20 protein-coding genes and 1 tRNA gene are annotated in these 21,320 nt (G+C 60.8%); 13 read left to right on the top strand and 8 right to left on the bottom strand.

Features of this window, described 5'->3' with window-relative positions; genetic code table 11:
• Window positions 1–26: 26 nt before the first annotated feature.
• Both WBR57_RS12260 and WBR57_RS12265 read right to left on the bottom strand, forming a co-directional pair.
• A complete protein-coding gene (locus tag WBR57_RS12260) occupies window positions 27–1,265 on the bottom strand; it encodes a transporter associated domain-containing protein (protein WP_424084054.1) in 1,239 nt (412 codons plus the stop codon).
• Window positions 1,266–1,277: 12 nt separating this feature from the next.
• A complete protein-coding gene (locus WBR57_RS12265) occupies window positions 1,278–2,090 on the bottom strand; it encodes a cytochrome C assembly family protein (protein ID WP_424084055.1) in 813 nt (270 codons plus the stop codon).
• A gap of 234 nt (window positions 2,091–2,324) precedes the next feature.
• Here WBR57_RS12265 and ffh point away from each other — a divergent pair, with 234 nt between their 5' ends.
• The 10 genes from ffh to thrC all read left to right on the top strand — a co-directional run bounded on the left by ffh (window position 2,325) and on the right by thrC (window position 11,113).
• Complete coding sequence (ffh, locus tag WBR57_RS12270; RefSeq protein WP_003193965.1) at window positions 2,325–3,701, top strand: signal recognition particle protein; 1,377 nt, start codon at window positions 2,325–2,327, stop codon at window positions 3,699–3,701.
• A 251-nt stretch (window positions 3,702–3,952) separates the two neighbouring features.
• Window positions 3,953–4,204, top strand: coding sequence for a 30S ribosomal protein S16 (rpsP, locus tag WBR57_RS12275; RefSeq protein WP_003175899.1), 252 nt, complete (start codon window positions 3,953–3,955; stop codon window positions 4,202–4,204).
• 5 nt (window positions 4,205–4,209) lie between these two features.
• Entirely contained in the window at window positions 4,210–4,746 is a 537-nt protein-coding gene (gene rimM / locus WBR57_RS12280) for a ribosome maturation factor RimM (RefSeq protein ID WP_424084056.1), read from the top strand.
• A complete protein-coding gene (trmD, locus tag WBR57_RS12285) occupies window positions 4,728–5,501 on the top strand; it encodes a tRNA (guanosine(37)-N1)-methyltransferase TrmD (protein WP_016977714.1) in 774 nt (257 codons plus the stop codon). Before rimM ends, trmD begins: the two co-directional genes overlap by 19 nt.
• Before the next feature lie 45 nt (window positions 5,502–5,546).
• Window positions 5,547–5,897, top strand: coding sequence for a 50S ribosomal protein L19 (rplS, locus tag WBR57_RS12290; protein WP_003175895.1), 351 nt, complete (start codon window positions 5,547–5,549; stop codon window positions 5,895–5,897).
• Window positions 5,898–5,979: 82 nt separating this feature from the next.
• A complete protein-coding gene (locus WBR57_RS12295; protein ID WP_424084057.1) occupies window positions 5,980–6,393 on the top strand; it encodes an acyl-CoA thioesterase in 414 nt (137 codons plus the stop codon).
• Between the two features lie 40 nt (window positions 6,394–6,433).
• Window positions 6,434–7,330: a site-specific tyrosine recombinase XerD gene (gene xerD / locus WBR57_RS12300; protein WP_424084058.1), complete on the top strand. Its 897-nt coding sequence runs from the start codon at window positions 6,434–6,436 to the stop codon at window positions 7,328–7,330.
• Between the two features lie 142 nt (window positions 7,331–7,472).
• Window positions 7,473–8,210, top strand: a complete 738-nt coding sequence (locus WBR57_RS12305; RefSeq protein WP_424084059.1) for a thioredoxin fold domain-containing protein — start codon at window positions 7,473–7,475, stop codon at window positions 8,208–8,210.
• Between the two features lie 121 nt (window positions 8,211–8,331).
• Window positions 8,332–9,636 (top strand): homoserine dehydrogenase, encoded by a 1,305-nt coding sequence (locus tag WBR57_RS12310; RefSeq protein ID WP_424084060.1) that lies wholly within the window; start codon window positions 8,332–8,334, stop codon window positions 9,634–9,636.
• 67 nt (window positions 9,637–9,703) lie between these two features.
• Window positions 9,704–11,113 (top strand): threonine synthase, encoded by a 1,410-nt coding sequence (gene thrC, locus WBR57_RS12315; RefSeq protein ID WP_424084061.1) that lies wholly within the window; start codon window positions 9,704–9,706, stop codon window positions 11,111–11,113.
• 87 nt (window positions 11,114–11,200) lie between these two features.
• On the opposite strand, the gene WBR57_RS12320 is transcribed toward thrC, so the two are convergent.
• On the bottom strand, window positions 11,201–11,401 hold the full coding sequence (locus tag WBR57_RS12320) for a hypothetical protein (protein ID WP_424084062.1): 201 nt from the start codon (window positions 11,399–11,401) through the stop codon (window positions 11,201–11,203).
• A 297-nt stretch (window positions 11,402–11,698) separates the two neighbouring features.
• Between WBR57_RS12320 and WBR57_RS12325 the strand changes: the two genes are divergently transcribed.
• Entirely contained in the window at window positions 11,699–11,983 is a 285-nt protein-coding gene (locus WBR57_RS12325) for a DUF3509 domain-containing protein (protein ID WP_424084063.1), read from the top strand.
• A gap of 184 nt (window positions 11,984–12,167) precedes the next feature.
• On the opposite strand, the gene WBR57_RS12330 is transcribed toward WBR57_RS12325, so the two are convergent.
• Together WBR57_RS12330 and WBR57_RS12335 are read right to left on the bottom strand one after the other, a co-directional pair.
• Window positions 12,168–13,052: a TIGR02285 family protein gene (locus tag WBR57_RS12330; protein ID WP_424084064.1), complete on the bottom strand. Its 885-nt coding sequence runs from the start codon at window positions 13,050–13,052 to the stop codon at window positions 12,168–12,170.
• Complete coding sequence (locus tag WBR57_RS12335) at window positions 13,052–14,251, bottom strand: CaiB/BaiF CoA transferase family protein (RefSeq protein ID WP_424084065.1); 1,200 nt, start codon at window positions 14,249–14,251, stop codon at window positions 13,052–13,054. The genes WBR57_RS12330 and WBR57_RS12335 overlap by 1 nt, the downstream gene beginning before the upstream one ends.
• 147 nt (window positions 14,252–14,398) lie before the next feature.
• On the opposite strand from WBR57_RS12335, the gene WBR57_RS12340 reads away from it, so the two are divergent.
• The gene (locus WBR57_RS12340; RefSeq protein ID WP_424084066.1) at window positions 14,399–14,941 is read left to right on the top strand and encodes a YaeQ family protein; all 543 of its coding nucleotides are present in this window, start codon (window positions 14,399–14,401) and stop codon (window positions 14,939–14,941) included.
• 172 nt (window positions 14,942–15,113) lie between these two features.
• Window positions 15,114–16,823 (top strand): single-stranded-DNA-specific exonuclease RecJ, encoded by a 1,710-nt coding sequence (gene recJ, locus WBR57_RS12345; RefSeq protein ID WP_424084067.1) that lies wholly within the window; start codon window positions 15,114–15,116, stop codon window positions 16,821–16,823.
• A 72-nt stretch (window positions 16,824–16,895) separates the two neighbouring features.
• On the opposite strand, the gene WBR57_RS12350 is transcribed toward recJ, so the two are convergent.
• The 3 genes from WBR57_RS12350 to WBR57_RS12360 all read right to left on the bottom strand — a co-directional run bounded on the left by WBR57_RS12350 (window position 16,896) and on the right by WBR57_RS12360 (window position 21,180).
• On the bottom strand, window positions 16,896–18,182 hold the full coding sequence (locus WBR57_RS12350) for a virulence factor family protein (protein ID WP_424084068.1): 1,287 nt from the start codon (window positions 18,180–18,182) through the stop codon (window positions 16,896–16,898).
• The gene (gene mprF / locus WBR57_RS12355) at window positions 18,182–20,824 is read right to left on the bottom strand and encodes a bifunctional lysylphosphatidylglycerol flippase/synthetase MprF (RefSeq protein ID WP_424084069.1); all 2,643 of its coding nucleotides are present in this window, start codon (window positions 20,822–20,824) and stop codon (window positions 18,182–18,184) included. Before mprF ends, WBR57_RS12350 begins: the two co-directional genes overlap by 1 nt.
• A 279-nt stretch (window positions 20,825–21,103) precedes the next feature.
• A tRNA-Met gene (locus WBR57_RS12360) sits at window positions 21,104–21,180 on the bottom strand.
• Window positions 21,181–21,320: the final 140 nt, after the last annotated feature.

The following is a 21,320-nucleotide window of genomic DNA, read 5'->3' on the forward strand; positions in this document are numbered from 1 at the left end:
ACATTGGAGTGCGCAGTGCCGAAAAGCTAGGCGGCGACCGGCACCCGGCTGGTATGCCAGATCAGCACCTTGGCCACGCGGTTATCCTCGGTATCGAGGATTTCCAGGCGGTAGCGGCCGATCTTCAGGCACACCGCGCAATCCGGGATAGTCTCCAGCGCTTCGGTCACCAGGCCGTTCAGGGTCTTGGGGCCATCGCTGGGCAAGTGCCAGCCCAGGCTCTTGTTCAATTCGCGGATCGAAGCGGCGCCGTCGATGATGTAGCGCCCATCCGGCTGCGCTTCGATATGCGGGTTGTCCGCGCCCTGTTCGCTTTCAAATTCGCCGACGATTTCTTCGAGAATATCTTCCAGGGTCACAATGCCCAGCACTTCGCCGTATTCGTCCACCACCATGCCCAGGCGTCGCTGTTGCTTGTGGAAATTCAGCAGTTGCAGCTGCAGCGGCGTGCTTTCCGGGACGAAATAGGGTTCATGGCAGGCCGCGAGCAAGGCTTCCTTGGTCAGGCTGGCGTCCGGCAGCAGGTGCTGGACCTGCCGCGTGTTGAGCACCGCCTGGACCTGATTGATGTCGCTGTGGAACACCGGCAGGCGCGTGCGCTCGGACGTGCGCAGTTGCTCTATGATGTCCTCGATCGATTCGTCCAGGTTGATGCCGTCCACTTCGCTGCGCGGCACCAGGATGTCATTGACCGTGATGTTGTCCAGGGCGTGGATGCCGGGCATGCCGGGGGAGCGGTCGGCGTCGGCCTCGGGCTCCGGTTCGTCGTCGTGGTCGGGCTGCGGCTCGTCGCTCTTTTTCACCACGCCGGATTTGCGTGCGAACGGGCGCAGCAGCAACAGGCTGATACCATTGAGCAGCCAGGCCAGCGGATAGAGGATTTTCAGCGGTACGCCCAGCAGCGTGTTGCCAAAGCCCAGCACCGCTTGCGGATGGCGGGTCGCCAGGGCCCGAGGCAGGTAGTCTGCGAGGATCAGCAGCAGGCCGCAGGAGATCAGCCAGCCGAGCCACGGGCCGTTCAGCGCCCAGGCATAGATCGCCAACAATGTGCACAGGATCACTACCGCCGCGCGGCACAGGCTGTTGCACAGGATCAGGCTATGGCGCGGGAAGCTCAGGCGCGCGGCGGCCTTGTCGCCCTGGCGTGTACCGGGGCGCAGGGCCAGCAGGTGTTGTTGCGCGGCTTCGATGGCGGTAAACAGCGCCGCCCATAACACCAGCAGGGCGATTACCGCGAGCATCGGCCCAAGGGGCAAGTTGTCCATGATTGCCGCCCGTCAGATATGCAGGATGTATTCGCGAACCAGCTTGCTGCCGAAGTAGGCCAGCATCAGCAGGCAGAAACCGGCCAGGGTCCAGCGAATCGCCTTGTGCCCACGCCAGCCGAGGCGATTGCGGCCCCACAGCAACACGCTGAACACCACCCAGGCCAGGCACGCGAGCAAGGTCTTGTGCACCAGGTGCTGGGCGAACAGGTTTTCGACGAACAGCCAGCCGGAAATCAGCGACAGCGACAACAGCGTCCAGCCGGCCCACAGGAAACCGAACAGCAGGCTCTCCATGGTTTGCAGCGGCGGGAAGTTCTTGATCAGCCCGGACGGGTGCTTGTGCTTGAGCTGGTGGTCCTGCAGCAGCAGGAGCAAGGCCTGGAACACCGCGATGGTGAACATGCCATAAGCGAGGATCGACAGCAGGATATGCGCGAGGATGCCCGGCTCCTCATCGATCACCTGCACGGTGCCGGTGGGGGCGAATTGCGCCAGCAGCACCGTCAGCACGCCGAGTGGGAACAGCAGCACCAGCAGGTTCTCGACGGGGATCCGGTAGCAGGCCATCAGCGTCAGCGCGATGACGGCCGCGGCGATCAGGCTGGCGGCGCTGAAAAAATCCAGGCCCAGGCCGACCGGCGTCATCAGGTGGGTGAACAGGCTCGCGGCATGGGCCAGCAGGGCGAGGACGCCAAGCCCTACGAGCAGGCGTTTATCGGCCTTGGTGCCCTGGGCCAGGCGAGTGCCCTGATAGAGAGTCGCAGCGGCATACACGATGGCGGCGGCGAGGCTGGGTAGCAAACTGGGTGACAAGGGGAGCATAAATCCTGATAGACAAGCCCGAAAGGCGCTGAGTTTGGCATACCCCTGCGTTCCACGAAAGACTCCCGGGCCAGACAGCGGGTGTGCACGGGCGCAGTCTTCGCTATAATCCGCGGCCTGCCCACGCCGCAGGCTCGCCGAGCGCTGTTTTTAATAGCGATTTACCACAGCCTGGGCCGCCACTACCTCGGTCTACCGATGCATTTCGATGAATAGGGCCTGAAAGGATCGCGCATGTTTGAAAACCTGACTGACCGTCTCTCGCAGACGCTGCGCCACGTTACCGGCAAGGCCAAGCTGACCGAGGACAATATTAAAGACACCCTGCGTGAAGTGCGCATGGCGTTGCTGGAAGCCGACGTGGCCTTGCCGGTGGTGAAGGACTTCGTCAACTCGGTCAAGGAGCGCGCGGTCGGCACCGAAGTGTCCCGCAGCCTGACCCCGGGCCAGGCGTTTGTGAAGATCGTCCAGGCCGAACTCGAAAGCCTGATGGGCGCGGCCAACGAAGATTTGAACCTCAGCGCCGTGCCACCGGCCGTCGTGCTGATGGCCGGTCTGCAGGGCGCGGGTAAAACCACCACTGCCGGCAAGCTGGCGCGCTTCCTTAAAGAGCGCAAGAAGAAGTCGGTCATGGTGGTATCGGCTGACGTCTACCGCCCGGCCGCCATCAAGCAGCTGGAAATGCTCGCAGGCGAAGTGGGCGTGACCTTCTTCCCGTCCGACCTGAGCCAGAAGCCGGTCGACATCGCCAACGCGGCTATTAAAGAAGCCAAGCTGAAATTCATCGACGTGGTCATCGTCGATACCGCCGGTCGCCTGCACATCGATGAAGAGATGATGGGCGAGATCAAGGCGCTGCATGCCGCGATCAACCCGGTCGAGACGCTGTTCGTGGTCGACGCCATGACCGGCCAGGATGCGGCCAACACCGCCAAGGCCTTCGGCGACGCACTACCGCTGACCGGCGTGATCCTGACCAAGGTCGACGGCGACGCCCGTGGCGGTGCCGCGCTGTCGGTACGCGCCATCACCGGCAAGCCGATCAAGTTCATCGGTATGGGCGAGAAGAGCGAAGCGCTTGAGCCGTTCCACCCTGAGCGTATCGCCTCGCGCATCCTCGGCATGGGCGACGTGCTCAGCCTGATCGAGCAGGCCGAAGCCACGCTCGACAAGGACAAGGCCGACAAACTGGCCAAGAAGCTGAAGAAGGGCAAGGGCTTCGACCTCGAAGACTTCCGTGACCAGCTGCAACAGATGAAGAACATGGGCGGCCTCGGCGGCCTCATGGACAAGCTGCCGAACATCGGTGGCGTCAACCTGGCGCAAATGGGCAATGCCCAGGGTGCGGCAGAGAAGCAATTCAAGCAGATGGAAGCCATCATCAACTCCATGACCCCGGCCGAGCGCCGCGACCCTGAGCTGATCAGCGGTTCGCGCAAACGTCGGATCGCCATGGGTTCCGGTACCCAGGTGCAGGATATCGGTCGCTTGATCAAGCAGCACAAGCAGATGCAGAAGATGATGAAGAAATTCTCCGCCAAAGGCGGTATGGCCAAGATGATGCGCGGCATGGGCGGTATGTTGCCCGGCGGTGGCATGCCTAAAATGTAAAGTATTCGAGCGGGAGTTCTGCTTCCGCTCCGACCCACAGGGATGTGGGATCTCCAGCAAACCCGCCGTTGGCGGGCGCTGACTCGCCGTTTTAAACGACGGCTCTATAGCAGATCTGAGTGGCACGCTGATAGGCGCCAGAAAAAGACATTTGCAAAAGTCCGGATATTCCTTAGAATATGCGGCCTTTCGGGCACCTATGCCCGCTGTGCATTTAGATTTGCAGCACCGACTACAGGAACGATGTTCACATGCTAACAATCCGTCTTGCCCTTGGCGGCTCCAAAAAGCGCCCGTTTTACCACTTGACCGTAACCGACAGCCGCAACCCGCGCGACGGTTCGCACAAGGAACAGGTTGGTTTCTTCAACCCTGTTGCTCGTGGTCAAGAAGTTCGTCTGTCCGTGAACCAAGAGCGCGTAGCCTACTGGCTGAGCGTTGGTGCACAGCCATCCGAGCGCGTTGCAAAACTGTTGAAGGACTCGGCTAAGGCCGCAGCCTGAGCAATATGAACGCGACGCCAGCTGTTGCTGATGATTTGATCGTTATCGGCAAGATTTACTCTGTTCATGGCGTTCGCGGCGAAGTGAAGGTGTATTCCTTTACTGATCCGACTGAAAACCTGTTGCAGTACAAGACCTGGACGCTCAAGCGCGAAGGTAGTGTGAAACAGGTTGAGCTGGTCAGTGGACGCGGGAGCGATAAGTTCCTGGTCGCAAAGCTCAAGGGTCTTGATGACCGTGAAGAAGCTCGTCTTCTGGCCGGTTATGAGATCTGCGTGCCGCGAGGCCTGTTCCCTGAATTGACCGACGGCGAGTACTACTGGTACCAGCTGGAAGGTCTGAAGGTTATTGATCAACTCGGGCAATTGTTCGGGAAAATCGATCATCTTCTGGAAACCGGCGCCAATGATGTAATGGTGGTCAAGCCTTGCGCTGGCAGCCTGGATGATCGCGAACGCTTGTTGCCTTATACGAAGCAATGCGTGTTGAGCGTCGACCTGGCAGCAGGCGAGATGAAGGTGGAATGGGACGCGGACTTCTAAGCGTGGCTAATTTGCGCATTGAAGTGATCAGTTTGTTTCCCGAGATGTTTTCCGCCATCAGCGAGTACGGCATCACCAGTCGGGCGGTGAAACAGGGGCTGTTGCAGCTGACCTGTTGGAACCCGCGAGACTACACGACGGATCGACATCACACTGTGGACGATCGCCCATTTGGCGGTGGCCCGGGCATGGTGATGAAGATCAAGCCCCTGGAAGACGCATTGGTTCAGGCCAAGGCTGCCGCCGGGGAGAAGGCGAAGGTAATTTACCTGTCCCCTCAAGGCCGTCAGCTGAAACAGGCTGGGGTCCGCGAACTGGCGAATGAGGAAGCACTGATCCTGATTGCCGGTCGCTATGAAGGCATTGACGAGCGTTTTATTGAAGCTCATGTCGATGAAGAGTGGTCGATTGGGGACTATGTCCTGTCTGGCGGTGAGCTGCCGGCGATGGTCCTGATAGATGCGGTTACACGACTGCTGCCTGGAGCTTTAGGGCATGCGGACTCCGCGGAGGAAGATTCCTTCACGGATGGTTTGCTGGATTGCCCGCACTACACCCGACCGGAGGTGTATGCGGATCAGCGTGTTCCCGACGTATTGCTAAGTGGCAATCACGCACACATCCGGCGTTGGCGTTTACAGCAGTCCCTTGGTCGGACCTATGAACGACGCGCCGATCTTCTGGAAAGCCGCTCGCTTTCTGGAGAAGAGAAGAAGCTGCTCGAGGAATACATCCTCGCGCGGGACGATAGTTAACAACGTATCGATGGTAGGTCCATTGACTTACCTTAGGAGCACAGCATGACTAACAAAATCATCCTTGCACTCGAAGCAGAGCAGATGACCAAAGAGATCCCTACCTTTGCCCCGGGCGACACTATTGTCGTTCAGGTGAAAGTGAAGGAAGGCGACCGTTCGCGTCTGCAAGCGTTCGAAGGCGTGGTAATCGCCAAGCGTAACCGTGGTGTGAACAGTGCTTTCACTGTTCGTAAAATCTCCAACGGTGTTGGCGTAGAGCGTACTTTCCAGACCTACAGCCCGCAAATCGACAGCATGGCCGTCAAGCGTCGCGGTGACGTACGTAAAGCCAAGCTGTACTACCTGCGTGACCTGTCCGGTAAAGCGGCTCGCATCAAGGAAAAACTGGCTTAAGTCCAGCTTCCCGATGCAGAAAAAAGCAGCCTACGGGCTGCTTTTTTGTGCCTGAAATTTGCTCTCTCCCCGGTATTTGCCCATGACCACCCGCCTCGAAGAAATCCAGCGCCGCACCGACCTCTCGGTCACCCATGTAACCAAAGCCGTGTTCCCGCCGACCACCAACCATCACAACACTTTGTTCGGCGGGACTGCCCTGGCCTGGATGGATGAAGTGTCGTTCATCACCGCCACGCGTTTCTGCCGCTTGCCACTGGTGACGGTCTCTACCGACCGCATCGACTTCAACCACGCGATCCCGGCCGGTTCGATCGTCGAGCTGATCGGCCGCGTGATCAAAGTGGGTAACACCAGCCTCAAGGTCGACGTTGAAGTGTTTGTCGAAAGCATGAGCGCCGATGGTCGCGAAAAAGCCATCCAGGGTGTGTTCAGCTTTGTCGCGATTGATGCCGACAAGCGCCCGGTGCCGGTGTTGCCTGGGTTTGCTGACTGATAGGATCTACCCTCACTTCACCTTTTCTGCCTGAGCCTCTATGCCCGCCATTGACCACCCGCTGATCGACCGTTTCCTCGACGCCCTGTGGCTGGAGAAAGGCCTGTCGGACAATACCCGCCAGGCTTATCGCAGCGACCTGGCCCTGTTCAATGGCTGGTTGCAGGCGAAAAACCTCGAGCTGATCAATGCCGGTCGCGAGCTGATCCTCGACCATCTGGCCTGGCGTCTGGAGCAGAACTACAAGCCGCGTTCGACTGCACGATTTCTCTCGGGTGTGCGTGGCTTTTATCGCTACCTGTTGCGGGAAAAACTGATCGCCATCGACCCGACCCTGCAGATCGACATGCCGCAGCTGGGTAGGCCTTTGCCCAAATCCTTGTCGGAAGCTGACGTGGATGCCTTGCTTGCCGCGCCGGACCTGAGCGAAGCCATCGGCCAGCGTGACCGCGCGATGCTTGAGGTTTTATACGCCTGCGGGCTGCGGGTGACCGAGCTGATCAGCCTGACGCTGGAGCAGGTCAACCTGCGCCAGGGCGTACTGCGCGTGATGGGCAAGGGCAGTAAGGAGCGGCTGGTGCCGATGGGTGAGGAGGCGATTGTGTGGGTCGAGCGCTATATGCGCGACGGCCGCAGCGAATTGCTCGGCGGGCAGCCCAGCGACGTGCTGTTCCCCAGCCAGCGTGGCGAGCAGATGACCCGCCAGACCTTCTGGCACCGTATCAAGCACCAGGCCAAGGTCGCCGGGATCGGCAAGGCCTTGTCGCCGCACACCTTGCGCCATGCATTCGCCACGCATTTGCTTAACCACGGTGCGGATTTGCGCGTGGTGCAAATGCTGCTCGGGCACAGTGACTTATCCACCACCCAGATCTACACCCACGTGGCGCGAGCACGCTTGCAGGACATGCATGCCAAGCACCACCCACGCGGCTGAAAACCGCCAATTTATACCGCCACGGGCTGCCCTGCGGCCCAACTGTGGTAGGCTTTGCCGCTCAGCAAAGGGGACGGCCCAGCGCCATGTTTTCAGATCGGCGTACCGGCGCCCGTCCTTGCATCTGCCTTCAGGAGTTCCCATGCGCTTGACCCAGATTATTGCCGCCGCAGCGATTGCGTTGGTTTCCACGTTTGTCTTCGCCGATGACGCCGCCGAGCAGACCATTCGCAAGAGCCTGGCCAACCTGCAGCTGGACACGCCGATCGAAAGCATCAGTGCCAGCCCGATGGCCGGCCTGTATGAAGTCAAACTCAAGGGCAGCCGTGTGCTGTACGCCAGCGCCGATGGCCAGTACATCGTTCAGGGCTACCTGTTCCAACTGAGAGACGGCAAGCCCGTCAATCTGACCGAGAAGGCCGAGCGCCTGGGCGTGTCCAAGTTGATCAACGGCATTCCGGTGGCTGAAACCGTGGTCTACCCGGCCATCGGCGAGACCAAGACCCACATCACCGTGTTCACCGACACCACCTGCCCGTACTGCCACAAGCTGCACGCCGAAGTGCCGGCGCTGAACAAGCTGGGTGTGGAAGTGCGCTACGTAGCGTTCCCGCGCCAGGGCCTGGGCTCGCCGGGTGACGAGCAGTTGCAGGCGGTCTGGTGCTCGGCCGACAAGAAAGCCGCGATGGACAAGATGGTCGATGGCAAGGAAATCAAGGCGGCCAAATGCGCCAACCCGGTTTCCAAGCAATTTGCGCTGGGCCAGTCGATTGGCGTGAACGGTACACCGGCCATCGTTTTGGCTGATGGCCAGGTGATTCCGGGCTACCAGCCGGCGCCACAAGTTGCCAAACTGGCACTGGGTGCAAGTAAGCAGTAATCGTCGAGCCTTGACGATCTTGGCCTGCCGAACAGTCGGCGGGCCATTAATTGAGAGCCGCAGTTGTGCGGCTGTTTTTCACGGCCGACCTTGAGTCGGCCGTTTCATGGGGAGTTCTTCAGTGAAACCGGTCAAAGTAGGCATCTGTGGGTTAGGGATCGTCGGTGGCGGCACCTTCAACGTACTTCAGCGTAATGCTGAAGAAATTTCCCGCCGCGCAGGGCGTGGGATTGAAGTGGCGCAAATTGCCACACGTACGCCAAAGCCTCAGTTCCAAACGACCGGTATTGCGATTACCAACGATGTCTTCGCCGTGGCCACCAACCCTGAAATCGATATTGTCATCGAGCTGCTCGGCGGCTACACCGTGGCTCGCGAGCTGGTGCTCAAGGCCATCGAAAACGGCAAGCACGTGGTCACCGCCAACAAGGCGCTGATCGCCGTGCACGGCAACGAGATCTTCGCCAAGGCGCGTGAGAAGGGTGTGATCGTGGCATTTGAAGCCGCGGTGGCCGGTGGCATTCCGGTGATCAAGGCGATCCGTGAAGGCTTGTCCGCCAACCGCATCAACTGGGTGGCCGGCATCATCAACGGCACCGGTAACTTCATCCTCACCGAAATGCGCGAGAAGGGCCGTACCTTCGAAGACGTGCTGGCCGAGGCCCAGGCCCTGGGTTACGCCGAGGCCGACCCGACATTTGACGTGGAAGGCATCGACGCCGCGCACAAGCTGACCATCCTGGCCTCCATCGCCTTTGGTATCCCACTGCAGTTCGACAAAGCCTACACCGAAGGCATCACCAAGCTGACCACCGCCGATGTGAACTACGCTGAGGCCCTGGGCTACCGCATCAAGCACCTGGGTGTTGCGCGCAGCACCCCGGCTGGTATCGAGCTGCGTGTGCACCCGACGCTGATCCCCGCCGACCGCCTGATCGCCAACGTCAATGGCGTGATGAACGCCGTGATGGTCAATGGTGATGCGGTCGGTTCGACCCTGTTCTACGGCGCTGGCGCCGGCATGGAGCCGACCGCTTCTTCGGTAATCGCCGACCTGGTGGACGTGGTGCGCGCGATGACCAGCGACCCGGAAAACCGCGTGCCGCACCTGGCCTTCCAGCCCGACTCGCTGTCGGCCCACCCGATCCTGCCGATTGAAGCCTGCGAAAGTGCCTACTACCTGCGCATCCAGGCCCAGGATCACCCGGGCGTGTTGGCCCAGGTGGCCAGCATCCTGTCGGAGCGCGGCATCAATATCGAGTCGATCATGCAGAAGGAAGTCGAGGAGCAAAACGGCCAGGTGCCGATGATCCTGCTGACCCATCGCGTGCTCGAGCAGCACATCAACGACGCCATCGCCGCCCTCGAAGCCTTGCAGGGCGTGGTCGGCCCGGTGGTGCGGATTCGTGTCGAACACCTGAACTAATCGTTTTGCGGCGAGGGCCCCACAGGTTCGGCGGCCCTTGTTCAAACATGCTCTAGAGGAGCCAGTCATGCGTTATATCAGCACCCGCGGCCAGGCACCGGCCCTGAATTTCGAAGATGTCCTGCTCGCCGGCCTTGCCACCGACGGCGGCCTGTACGTGCCGGAAAACCTGCCACGCTTCACCCAGGAAGAAATCGCTTCGTGGGCCGGCCTGCCGTACCACGAGTTGGCCTTCCGGGTGATGCGCCCGTTCGTCACCGGCAGCATCCCGGACGCGGATTTCAAAAAGATTCTGGAAGAGACGTACGGCGTGTTTTCCCACAGCGCCATCGCCCCTTTGCGTCAGCTGAACGGCAATGAGTGGGTGCTCGAGCTGTTCCATGGCCCGACCCTGGCGTTCAAGGACTTCGCCCTGCAACTGCTGGGCCGCCTGCTCGATTACGTGCTGGAGAAGCGCGGCGAGCGCGTGGTGATCATGGGCGCCACTTCCGGTGATACCGGTTCGGCGGCGATCGAAGGCTGCAAGCACTGCGAAAACGTCGACATCTTCATCCTGCACCCGCACAAGCGCGTGTCGGAAGTGCAGCGTCGCCAGATGACCACCATTTTTGGTGAGAACATCCACAACATTGCCATCGAAGGCAACTTCGACGACTGCCAGGAAATGGTCAAGAACAGCTTCGCTGACCAGAGCTTCCTCAAAGGCACGCGCCTGGTCGCCGTGAACTCGATCAACTGGGCGCGGATCATGGCCCAGATCGTCTACTACTTCCACGCGTCCCTGCAGTTGGGCGGCCCGGCGCGCTCGGTATCGTTCTCGGTGCCGACCGGCAACTTCGGCGATATCTTCGCCGGCTACCTGGCGCGCAACATGGGCTTGCCGATCAACCAGTTGATCGTCGCCACCAACCGCAACGATATCCTGCACCGCTTCATGAGCGGCAACCAGTACGTCAAGGAAACCCTGCACGCGACCCTGTCGCCGTCGATGGACATCATGGTTTCGTCGAACTTCGAGCGTTTGCTGTTCGACATGCACGGTCGTAACGGCGCCGCCTTGGCCGAGCTGATGAGCAGCTTCAAGAGCGGTGGCGGTTTCAGCGTGGAGCAAGAGCGCTGGACCGAAACCCGCAAGCTGTTCGACTCGCTGGCCGTGGACGATGCGCAGACCTGCGAAACCATCGCCGAAGTCTACGCCCAGACCGGCGAACTGCTGGACCCGCACACCGCTATCGGCGTGAAAGCTGCGCGCGAGTGCCGTCGCAGCCTGGACATCCCGATGGTGATCCTCGGTACCGCGCACCCGGTCAAATTCCCGGAAGCGGTGGAGAAGGCCGGTGTCGGCAAGGCGTTGGAATTGCCGGAGCACTTGGCCGACCTGTTCGAGCGTGAAGAGCGTTGCACAGTGTTGGCGAATGAGCTGAAGGCTGTGCAGGCGTTTGTCAGCCAGCATGGCAATCGGGGCAAGCCGTTGTAAGGCAAACCGCGTACACAAAAACGCCGCTTTCCCTTCCTTGGGTCAGCGGCGTTTTTCGTGTATGGCAGGCCCGGGTGAGGCGATCGGTCAGCTGAGTATTTTCAGAGCAAGGGCTAGTACGCTGCTGAAAACCGTAAACATGGCCATGACGACGCCCATGGGGTACCAGAAATTCTCACGGGTTATCTTGTGAGCTTCGGCGTTGAGTTTCCGTTGCTCCGCATAGATGCGTGAAATGTCCGCGTGAATCTTCTCTAGTACAGCCTGTTCTTTGTCGTGTTCCAGCATGGAATTTATCCTTCGCAATTAGGGCCTTTTGAATCGCAGAGTGACCAGCGCTCACCGAGTATAGGATTCACTCTGCGCCTCAGCGCGCGCAGATCCCCAAAACGGCCATCCATTGCGTAAGCAGTTATGTGCCGTCGTTTTCTACTTGTCATGTTGCAAGCGCATGCTGGAAAACGTCATCCCCTGACGGACCCATAAAGACGAAAAAGCGAACTTTCCTACGTAACAACCAGTCACTTAGGAGAGATGCAGCTGCCGTTGAACCGATTGTTCCCGAACTATTGAGTGGTGATCGAGATGGAAAGTATCAGCCTATTGCTCGAAGAAGCACTGAGCCCTTATCAGGTTACGCTGACCACCTCTGGTGTGCAGGGCGAGTGCCTGGTGACCGTGAAGAATCCTGCTGGCGCTATCGTGGTCGAACGTGAAGTCGACCGTGCGCAGTTGATGGACAAACGTGTGCTGGTGGACGTGGTCGACTGCCTGCTGCGCGACCTCAAGATTGCCGAAGGGCGCCTCGAACCCTCGGTCATCGCCGCCTTGCGCAATGCCGCCCAGACCCGCGGCGGCGCCGTCGCATGAAGATTTGTTTATATGGCGAAACTTCCTACGTGATGGCCGGTCAGATTTTGTAACAGCAAGAGCAAACATTGTGCTCCGGTGTTTGTGCCTTGCTGTACTGGTCTTTGTAGGCCACGTTTAACCCCGAATTGTCTCCCCACTCTTCGGGGTTTCTTTTTGCCTGCGATTTACCTGGCGATGGCGCTCAGGGCTCCGGCGAGTCCTGAAAAAAACGTGCGTTGTCCCGCAGATACTGCTCGCGCATCACCGGGTCGAGCCACGAGGCGTAGGATTGCTGCACCCGTTGCAGAGGCATGTCGCGCAATACTTGGTCGATCCGTTTGATGGCCTGGCGCCCTTGAGGTGTGTCCGAGCAGCCAATGTGCGTAGGTTGGTAGGGCGCTGTGCCTTTGATGGGATAAAAACTCAGGTCGTCGGAAGCGATCCCCTGCTGCAGCGCGTGGTAGCGGATTTCCGGCCAGTACCCGAGCACCGCCTCAAGCCGTCCCAGGCGCTGCATCTGCAGCAGGCTGCCCAAGGCGTCATTGCCGTAATGCAGCGCCAGTTTGTGCGAGGCGGTCTGTTTCAGTGTTTCATCAATGACGGGGCCGTAGCTGCGTTCTGCGGTGGCGCCTACCCGTGTGTTGGGCGCGTGTAGAAAGGCCTGCAAGTCGAACTGGCCTTCCACGATAAACGCTGCCATGGCGTCCTGTTGGCTGCGCCGGAGCGTGATGCCATTACTGACCACCATCAATGCCTGCCTGGAAAACACCACGTATCGGGCTCGCTCAGGCGTCCACAACAGCGAGGGATCGCAGGTGAACGTAGGTTCGCGCAACATCTGTGTTCCGCGCGCACGATTGACGTGCAGGACCTGGTGCCGATACTCCGGCAAGCGCTCAATCACTGCCGGCAGCAATTGGTCCAGCGCGCCTTGTCTTTTGCTCGGCCCTTCGAAAATCGTCAGGGGCGGCAGGTCGCGCAGCAACCAGATCAATGTTTCCTCGGCATGCGCGGGTACGAGCCAGCCGCCGAGCGTCATTGCGGCCAGGCCCAGTCGCACGGACCAGCGTTTGCACCCAAGGGGCATCAGATAGCGCCTGCCTCGCGCAAGCGAGCGATGGCGGCTGCGTCGTATCCCAATGCTTCCAGTACCTCGCGATTGTGTTCACCCAACTGCGGCCCGACCCATTCGCAGCTGCCCGGCGTGTCGGACAGCTTGGGCACGATACCCGGCATCTTGAAGTCCTTGCCGCCGGGCAGTTGGGCCTTGAGGAACATTTCGCGGGCCAGGAATTGCGGGTCGCCCAGCATGTCTTCGGCGCTGTAAATACGGCTGGCGGGCACTTCGGCCTTGTTGAGCTGCTCTACCACTTGCTCCAGTGGCAACGAATTGACCCAGCGATCAATCACCCCATACAGCTCGTCGCGGCGGCTGTCGCGCCCGTCATTGCTGGCCAGCTTAGGGTCATTGGCCAAGTCTGCGCGGCCGATTGCAACCATGAAACGCTTGAAAATCGCATCGCCGTTGGCGCCGATCTGCACATGCTTGCCGTCGGCGCTGGTGTGAATCGACGACGGCGTGATGCCGGGCATGATGTTGCCGGTGCGTTCGCGAATAAACCCGAACACGTCGAACTCGGGGATCATGCTTTCCATCATCGCGAAGATGGCTTCATACAGCGCCACGTCCACCACCTGGCCGAGGCCGCCGTTGACCTCGCGATGACGCAGCGCCATCAAGGCACCGATCACCGCCCATAACGCGGCAATCGAGTCGCCAATGGAGATGCCGGTGCGCACCGGCGGGCGATCCTCGAAACCGGTGATGTAGCGCAACCCGCCCATGGATTCACCCACCGCGCCAAACCCCGGCTGGTCCTTCATCGGCCCGGTCTGGCCAAAGCCCGAGAGGCGCACCATCACCAATTTGGGGTTGAGCGCATGCAGGGTGTCCCAGCTCAGGCCGAGCTTTTCGAGCACGCCGGGGCGGAAGTTTTCGATGAGGATGTCGGCGTCTGCCAGCAACTGCTTGAGGATCGCCAGGCCGTCCGGGTGCTTGAGGTTCAGCGTCAGCGACTTCTTGTTGCGCGCCTGCACAAACCACCACAGCGACGTGCCCTCGTACAGCTTGCGCCATTTGCGCAGCGGGTCGCCGCCGTCCGGCGATTCGACCTTGATCACCTCGGCGCCGAATTCGCCGCAGATACGTGAGGCGAACGGGCCGGCGATCAGGGTGCCGAGTTCGATGACTTTGAGGCCGGCAAGCGGTTTGGCATTAAACGACATGGGGATCCTTGTCTGCGCAGGGCGGTGGTGTGATGCCTTTTAACATAGGCGAGGGCCCAGGGATAAGGATGATGCAGCGCAGGATTCGGTGAATGACCCCGCCATCGGTTAGACTGGCCGCCTTTCCCTGTCTCTAGAAGTCCGTTCATGGCCCAGCCGTCCACGACCTACAAATTCGAACTCAACCTCACCGACCTTGACCGCTCGGTGTACGAGAGCGTCAAACAGACCATCGCCCGCCACCCTTCGGAAACCGAAGAGCGCATGACCGTGCGTCTGCTGGCCTACGCCCTTTTCTACAATGAGCAGTTGGCTTTTGGTCGTGGTCTGTCAGATGTAGACGAGCCAGCCTTGTGGGAAAAAAGCCTGGATGACCGCGTTTTGCACTGGATTGAAGTCGGTCAGCCGGATGCGGACCGCCTGACCTGGTGCTCGCGCCGTACCGAGCGTACCAGCCTGCTGGCCTATGGCAGCCTGCGCGTATGGGAAGGCAAAGTGGTGCCGGTGGCTACTAACCTGAAAAACGTCCACATCGCTGCCGTGCCGCAGGAAATCCTCGAGACCCTGGCCAAGGACATGCCGCGTGTCATCAAGTGGGACGTGATGATCAGCGAAGGCACCATCTTCGTCACCGATGACCGCGGCCAGCATGAAGTGCAGCTGGAATGGCTGGTCGGCCAGCGCGACTGAAAATATTGCCGCTGGGCTTGTGTGGGAGCGGGCTTGCTCGCGAAAGCATCACCGCGATGTCACCGATTTACCGAGTCGCCTGCATCGCAGGCAAGCCCGCTGCCACATTGATCTGTATCGTTTTCAATCGCTTTGTTTAACCGTTTATCAGAAGAGAAGCTCACGCCACCCCATGCGTATCGATCCTCGCCCGTTGCCCGCTGTCCTGCCGTTTCTCGGTGAATTGCCACCGCTGTTGACCCGTCTCTACGCCGCGCGCGGGGTGCAGTCCGAAGCCGAGCTGGATAAAAGCCTGGCGCGGCTGATTCCCTATCAGCAGCTCAAAGGCATCGACGCAGCAGTCGACCTGCTGGTGACGGCCCTCGAACAGCGTCAACGCATCCTGATCGTCGGCGACTTCGACGCCGACGGCGCCACCGCCAGCACCGTGGGCACCCTGGGCCTGCGTTTGCTCGGCGCGGCGCATGTCGACTACCTGGTGCCCAACCGCTTCGAATACGGCTACGGCCTGACCCCGGAAATCGTCGCGGTAGCGTTGCAGCGCGAGCCGCAATTGCTGATCACCGTGGACAACGGTATCTCCAGCGTCGAGGGCGTGGCGGCGGCCAAAGCGGCGGGGCTGCAGGTACTGGTCACCGACCACCACTTGCCGGGGGATGAGTTGCCGGCGGCGGATGCCATCGTCAACCCCAACCAGCCCGGCTGCGAGTTCCCGAGCAAGGCGTTGGCCGGTGTGGGCGTGATCTTCTATGTGTTGATGGCCCTGCGCGCGCGTTTGCGCAGCCTCGGTTGGTACGCCAACAAACCGCAGCCGAACATCGGCGAGCTGCTCGACCTGGTGGCCCTCGGCAGCGTCGCCGACGTAGTGCCGCTGGACGCCAACAATCGCATCCTTGTGCATCAAGGCCTGGAACGCATTCGCGCCGGGCGTGCGCGGCCCGGGATCAAGGCGATCCTGGAAGTCGCCAAGCGCGATGCGGCGCGCATCACGTCCACTGACCTGGGTTTTATCCTCGGGCCACGCCTGAACGCCGCCGGGCGCCTCGACGATATGAGCCTGGGCATTGAATGCCTGCTCACCACCGACTTTGCCGCGGCCCGTGAAATGGCCGCGCAACTGGACGGCATGAACCAGGACCGTAAATCCATCGAGCAAGGCATGCAGCGCGAGGCCTTGGCCCAGCTCAAGGACTTGCCCGTCGAATCGATGCCCTATGGGCTGTGCCTGTTCGACCCGGAGTGGCACCAGGGCGTGATCGGGATTCTGGCGTCGCGCATGAAAGAGCGCTACTTCCGCCCAACCATCGCCTTCGCCGATGCCGGTGATGGCCTGCTCAAGGGCTCAGGGCGCTCGGTGCAGGGTTTTCATATCCGTGATGCGCTGGCGGTGGTCGCGAGCCAGCATCCCAACCTGATCGCCAAATACGGCGGCCACGCCATGGCCGCTGGGCTGACACTGCCTGAGGCGAATTTCCCGCTGTTTGCCGAAGCCTTTGATGCCGAAGTGCGTCGGCAACTGCGTGAGGAAGACCTCACTGGGCGCCTGCTGACCGATGGCACCCTGGCGGTAGAGGAATTCCACCTGGAACTGGCGCGCGCCTTGCGGCATGCCGGCCCGTGGGGGCAACACTTTCCCGAGCCGTTGTTTCACGGTGTGTTTCAGTTGGTCGAGCAGCGCGTGGTCGGCGAGCGGCACCTGAAAGTGGTGCTCAAGAGCGAGTGCGGCTCGGTCAAGCTCGACGGCATTGCGTTTGGCGTGGACCGCGAAGTGTGGCCGAACCCGACGGTGCGCTGGGTGGAATTAGCCTACAAGCTGGACGTGAACGAGTTTCGTGGGCAGGAAACCGTGCAGTTGATGATCGCGCATATCGAACCGCGCTGATTAGTTGTCACGACGCAAAAACAAATGTGGGAGCAAGCCTGCTCCCACATTGGGTATTGCGGATGGCCGGAGTTACTCGGTTTTATCCTTGGCCTGATGCTTCACGATGATATCCACCAGCCGCTGCGCCAGCGCCGGGTAGTTCTCATCGAAGTGATGCCCGCCAGGCAGCTTCAACGCCTCGCCCACGGCTGTTTTGTCGGTACAGCCACTCTCGTCGACTTCTTCGGCACCGTAGATGCACACCACCTTGTCAGCCGGCAGCTTGGCCATTTCCGGGCCGGTGGCCGCCTCTTTGCCGGCATTGCCCAGCCAGCCTTCCACTTCGATTTCAAAGCTGCCGGTGCGCGCGAATGCCAGCAGGATGATCGCGTCGACCCGTTGCTGTTCGTTTTCCGGCATGCGGTTGTAGATCGCCGGCAGCACGTCGGCGCCGAACGAGTAACCGGTCAGCACGAAGCGCTTGGTGCCCCACTTCTGGCGGTAGTGCTGCATCAGTTCGGTGAGGTCTTTGGCGCTTTGTTCCGGGGTCTTGTGCTGCCAGTAGTAGCGTAAGGTGTCGATGCCGACCACCGGGTAGCCGATCTTGGCCATCTCGCCGGCCACGTCGCGGTCCAGGTCACGCCAGCCGCCGTCACCGGAAAGGAACAGGGTGACCGTGTCCTTGGCCTGGCCGGCCGGTACTTCCACCACAGGGATCGCCAGGCCGCCGTTGTCCGAACCGACCAATTGCTTGCGCAGTTCGTTGTTCAGCACTTGCGGGTAGTGAATGTCGTAGTCGCTGATGCTGGTGGTTGCACGCGGTGTATCGCGTACGAAACTGGCGCTCTCGTCGTCAGGGTTGTCGTTCCACGCCACCAGCCAGTTGCCGTGGGCGGCGGTCTTCGGCAGCGGGTCCTTGCAACCTTCCTGGACCAGGGCGAAACCGACGGAGATGGCGTTGGCCTTGTCGTCGTTTTGTGCGGCCAGCCAGCGCCAGGCGAGTGCTGCGCCAGGGCCGATGCCGCTGACCAGGGTCGCCGGTCCATTAAGCTGGCCCAGGGCGCTTTGCAGCGCTTGTTCCTGCAACTTGCAGTCATCCTTGGGCAGGATCACCTGGACGATCTGCGCCTTGCCGCCTTGGCTCAAAGCAATCAGCTGGCTGTCGGTCAGGGTTTCATCGGCCATCACGGCCACGGCCACGTGGGCTTTTGCCGAGCCGTTGGGCGTTACACGGGTCATCACCGAACCGTCGGCCTGGGGCAGTTGTTCCAGGGTTGGCTGCGGGGCAGGGCGGTTCCAGTACCAAAAGCCGCCCGCCGCGATCAGCGCGAGCAGCACTACTAAGGCCAATACATACCGCCAGGAGCGTCGAATCATTAGCGTTTCACCAATCCAGTCAAGCCACCCGCGATCAGGGCGGCGGTATCGGCCAGTGCCACCAGCGGATCAAGTCCCGCGGGCACGGCCATGTAACGGGGTTCCCAGTCAGGCTGGAACTTGTCTTTGAAGCGGCGCAAACCTTGGAAGTTATACAGTTGCTCGCCACGGCGGAACACCATCGAGCCCAGGCGTTGGGTCAGCGGCGCGCCACGTCGCGGTTGCAGGCCCGACAACGGCACCATGCCGAGGCTGAAGCGGGCGTAGCCATGACTCTTATAATGTTGAATCAGGCCGACCATCATGAACTCCATGGTCAGCTTGGGCGCGTCGGGATGGGCGCGCATCAGGTCGAGACTGGCCAGGTCGTGGTTGTAGGTCTCGAGCAAGTTGGCGAAGGCTACCGGGCGCCCTTCGAAGCGAATGATCGCGATGCGAAAGTGCTTGAGGTAGTCGTCGCTGAAACGTCCCAGGGAAAAGCCCTTTTCCCGCACATTCTTACCCGTCAGCCAGGCATCGGAGATGACTTTTAATTCATCCATCGGCGCCTGGCCCGGCTCATGGATCTCCAGGGACAGGCCGTCCCGGGTGCCACGGTTCCAGGTGTAGCGCAGGTCCTTCATCTCTTTGCCCTTGGCTTCCAGGTCAAAGCGTTTCAGGTCGACACGGGCTTCTTCGCCCAGCTTGATCGCGGTCAGGCCGATGTCCATGTAGTACGGCAGGTTCTCGGCGCGTACCTGGTAGAACACCGGGCGGGCGTGATGGATGTCGCACAGGTCACGGAACTGCCAGATCATTTCGGCGCGCGGTTGGGTCGGGCCAATCGGGTCGTACAAGGCCACCAGGCTGCGGCCGCGACGGGCGTACATCAGGAACGCCTCGTCGTTGGGGTGGAACAGCAGCGCCTTGTCGCCGGTCAGCGCCAGGCCACCGTCGGGTTGCGAGGACGCCATCAGGATCTTGGTGGCGCGTTCCAGTTCGTCAGGTGTAGGCAGGTGGATCACCGGGCGCGCCGTGCGCAGCAGCCAGGTCAACGACACGATCACCAGCAGTACGGCCGCTCCCAACAGCGAACGCAGGCCACGCGGGGCGTTGGCGTCGAGGGTGAACTGCCACCACAGTTGGTGGCTGTACGGCACATCCTGGTAGGCAAACAGCAGCAGCCAGATCGAAGCACCCAGCACGCAGACACTGGCCACCAGGTACAGCGGCGAGAACGGCAGCTCGGTCAGGCGGCTGGCACGGTAGAACGAGCGCCGGAAGATCGCCAGCAGCACGGCGGTCATGGTCATCAGGCTGGCTTCTTCCCAGTCGAAGCCTTTGAGCAAGGAGAGCAGGGCGCCGGTCAGCAGCAGCACCATGGTCAGCATCCAGGCTGCGGACAAACGGCGACGCAGGCCCTGGGCCAGCAGCAGGCACAGCACGCCGATCAGGCTGGCACCAAAGTGCGACGCGTCAATCAGGCGGTGGGGAATCAGGAAGCCGATGTTTTCCAGGCGTGAGTCGATTTCTGGCGTGGCGCCGGAAAACAGCAGGACCACGCCGGACAAAAAAACCAGTACGGCCAGCACTGGCGCTGCCAGCCCCGAAGCCACCCGCAGGCTCTGTTGTGTCTGGAACAGGCGCTGCGCTTCATTGACCAGCAAAAACACACAGGCGATCAGCAGCGGCAGCACCACGTAGATCATGCGGTACAGCAGCAGGGCGGCGGCCAGTGGCGCGGCGCCCAGCTTGTCGGCGAATGCGGCGAGCAGGATGGCTTCGAATACACCGACGCCACCCGGTACATGGCTGAGCACGCCAGCGGCCAGGGCCAGCAGGTACACCAGCAGGAAGGGGCCGAACGGCGGCGCTTCCGGCAACAGCATATAAAGGACGGTGGCGGCGGCGGCGACGTCCAGTGCGGTGATGATCAGTTGCAGGAAGGTCAGGCGCCGACCCGGCAGGCGCAGGGTGCGACGGCCGGCTTTGACCAGCAGGTTGTCCGGGTAGGGTTGTTCCGGCAAGCGGCGGCGGTAGATGCCGATGCACAGCACTGCCGACAACAGCAGCACGGCGCCGGCCACGCCACCGAGCAAGCCTTGGGATAAATGCAGGTAAGTCGAGGCCGCCGGCAAGTTGCTCAGGGTGGCCAATGCCGCCAGCGGTGGCAGCGCACAGCCCAGGGCCAGGCTGGCGAACACGGTCATGTGCGCGACTTCCGAAGCCCCGACGCCATGGCGTGCATATAAACGGTAGCGTACCGAACCGCCCGAGAGCATCGACAAGCCAATCGCATTGCCGATCGCGAAGGCGGTAAAGCCGCCGAGGGCCAGGGTCTTGGCCGGCAGGTTTACCCCGGCATAGCGCGCGCCGGAAAACTCATAGCCCAATAGAATGATGAAACCCGCGACGGCAGCAGCAAATGCCCCAAGCAACGCCGGCTTGGGCACTTCCAGGATCGAGTCGTGCAGCGCGTAGAGGTCGAGCTCCAGCAACAGGTGCCGGCAGGCGATCAGGGCGATTGCGAACAGCAACAGGGTAACGGCCAACCCGATCGGTTGCCGATATTTGCTCAACAGATCCAGCCAGCGCAAACGGGTGGGGGCGATCGGTTGTTCTGCTGTAACGGTGTCTTGTGGTTCAGACGAGTTGGCGCGCATCAATCACCTCGTGGATTGTGCGCGACAGGATGGAGGTATCCAGCCAAGTTACCAATCCCTATGGACAAAATAATTACAAATATTAACGCGTATCGCCGGTAGCGGCGACAGCGGCCATTGGTCGTAGAGGGTAATGCTTGAGCATTGAGCATAGCTTGCAATGAGATGGACTCTACAAACCGTTTACGGTTTCATGAAAGATGCCATGCCATTGTTTCAGAAGAACTTTTTCACCGGATACAAAAAAGGCCACTCTTTCGAGTAGCCTTTTTTGATGTTTGGTTGCGGGAGCCGGATTTGAACCGACGACCTTCGGGTTATGAGCCCGACGAGCTACCAGACTGCTCCATCCCGCGTCTGTGGGCGGCATTCTACAGCGCAACGGCAGGGTGTCAACCGTTAATCGGCGCATGGGTCAAATAAGTGCAAATTAGCCGTTGAATGCCAACCATGCGCGGTAAGCCTGTGTTGGGCATAGCTTTTTTGTCTGACAATT

It is taken from the genome of Pseudomonas sp. (assembly GCF_049590575.1).
Lineage (GTDB): Bacteria > Pseudomonadota > Gammaproteobacteria > Pseudomonadales > Pseudomonadaceae > Aquipseudomonas.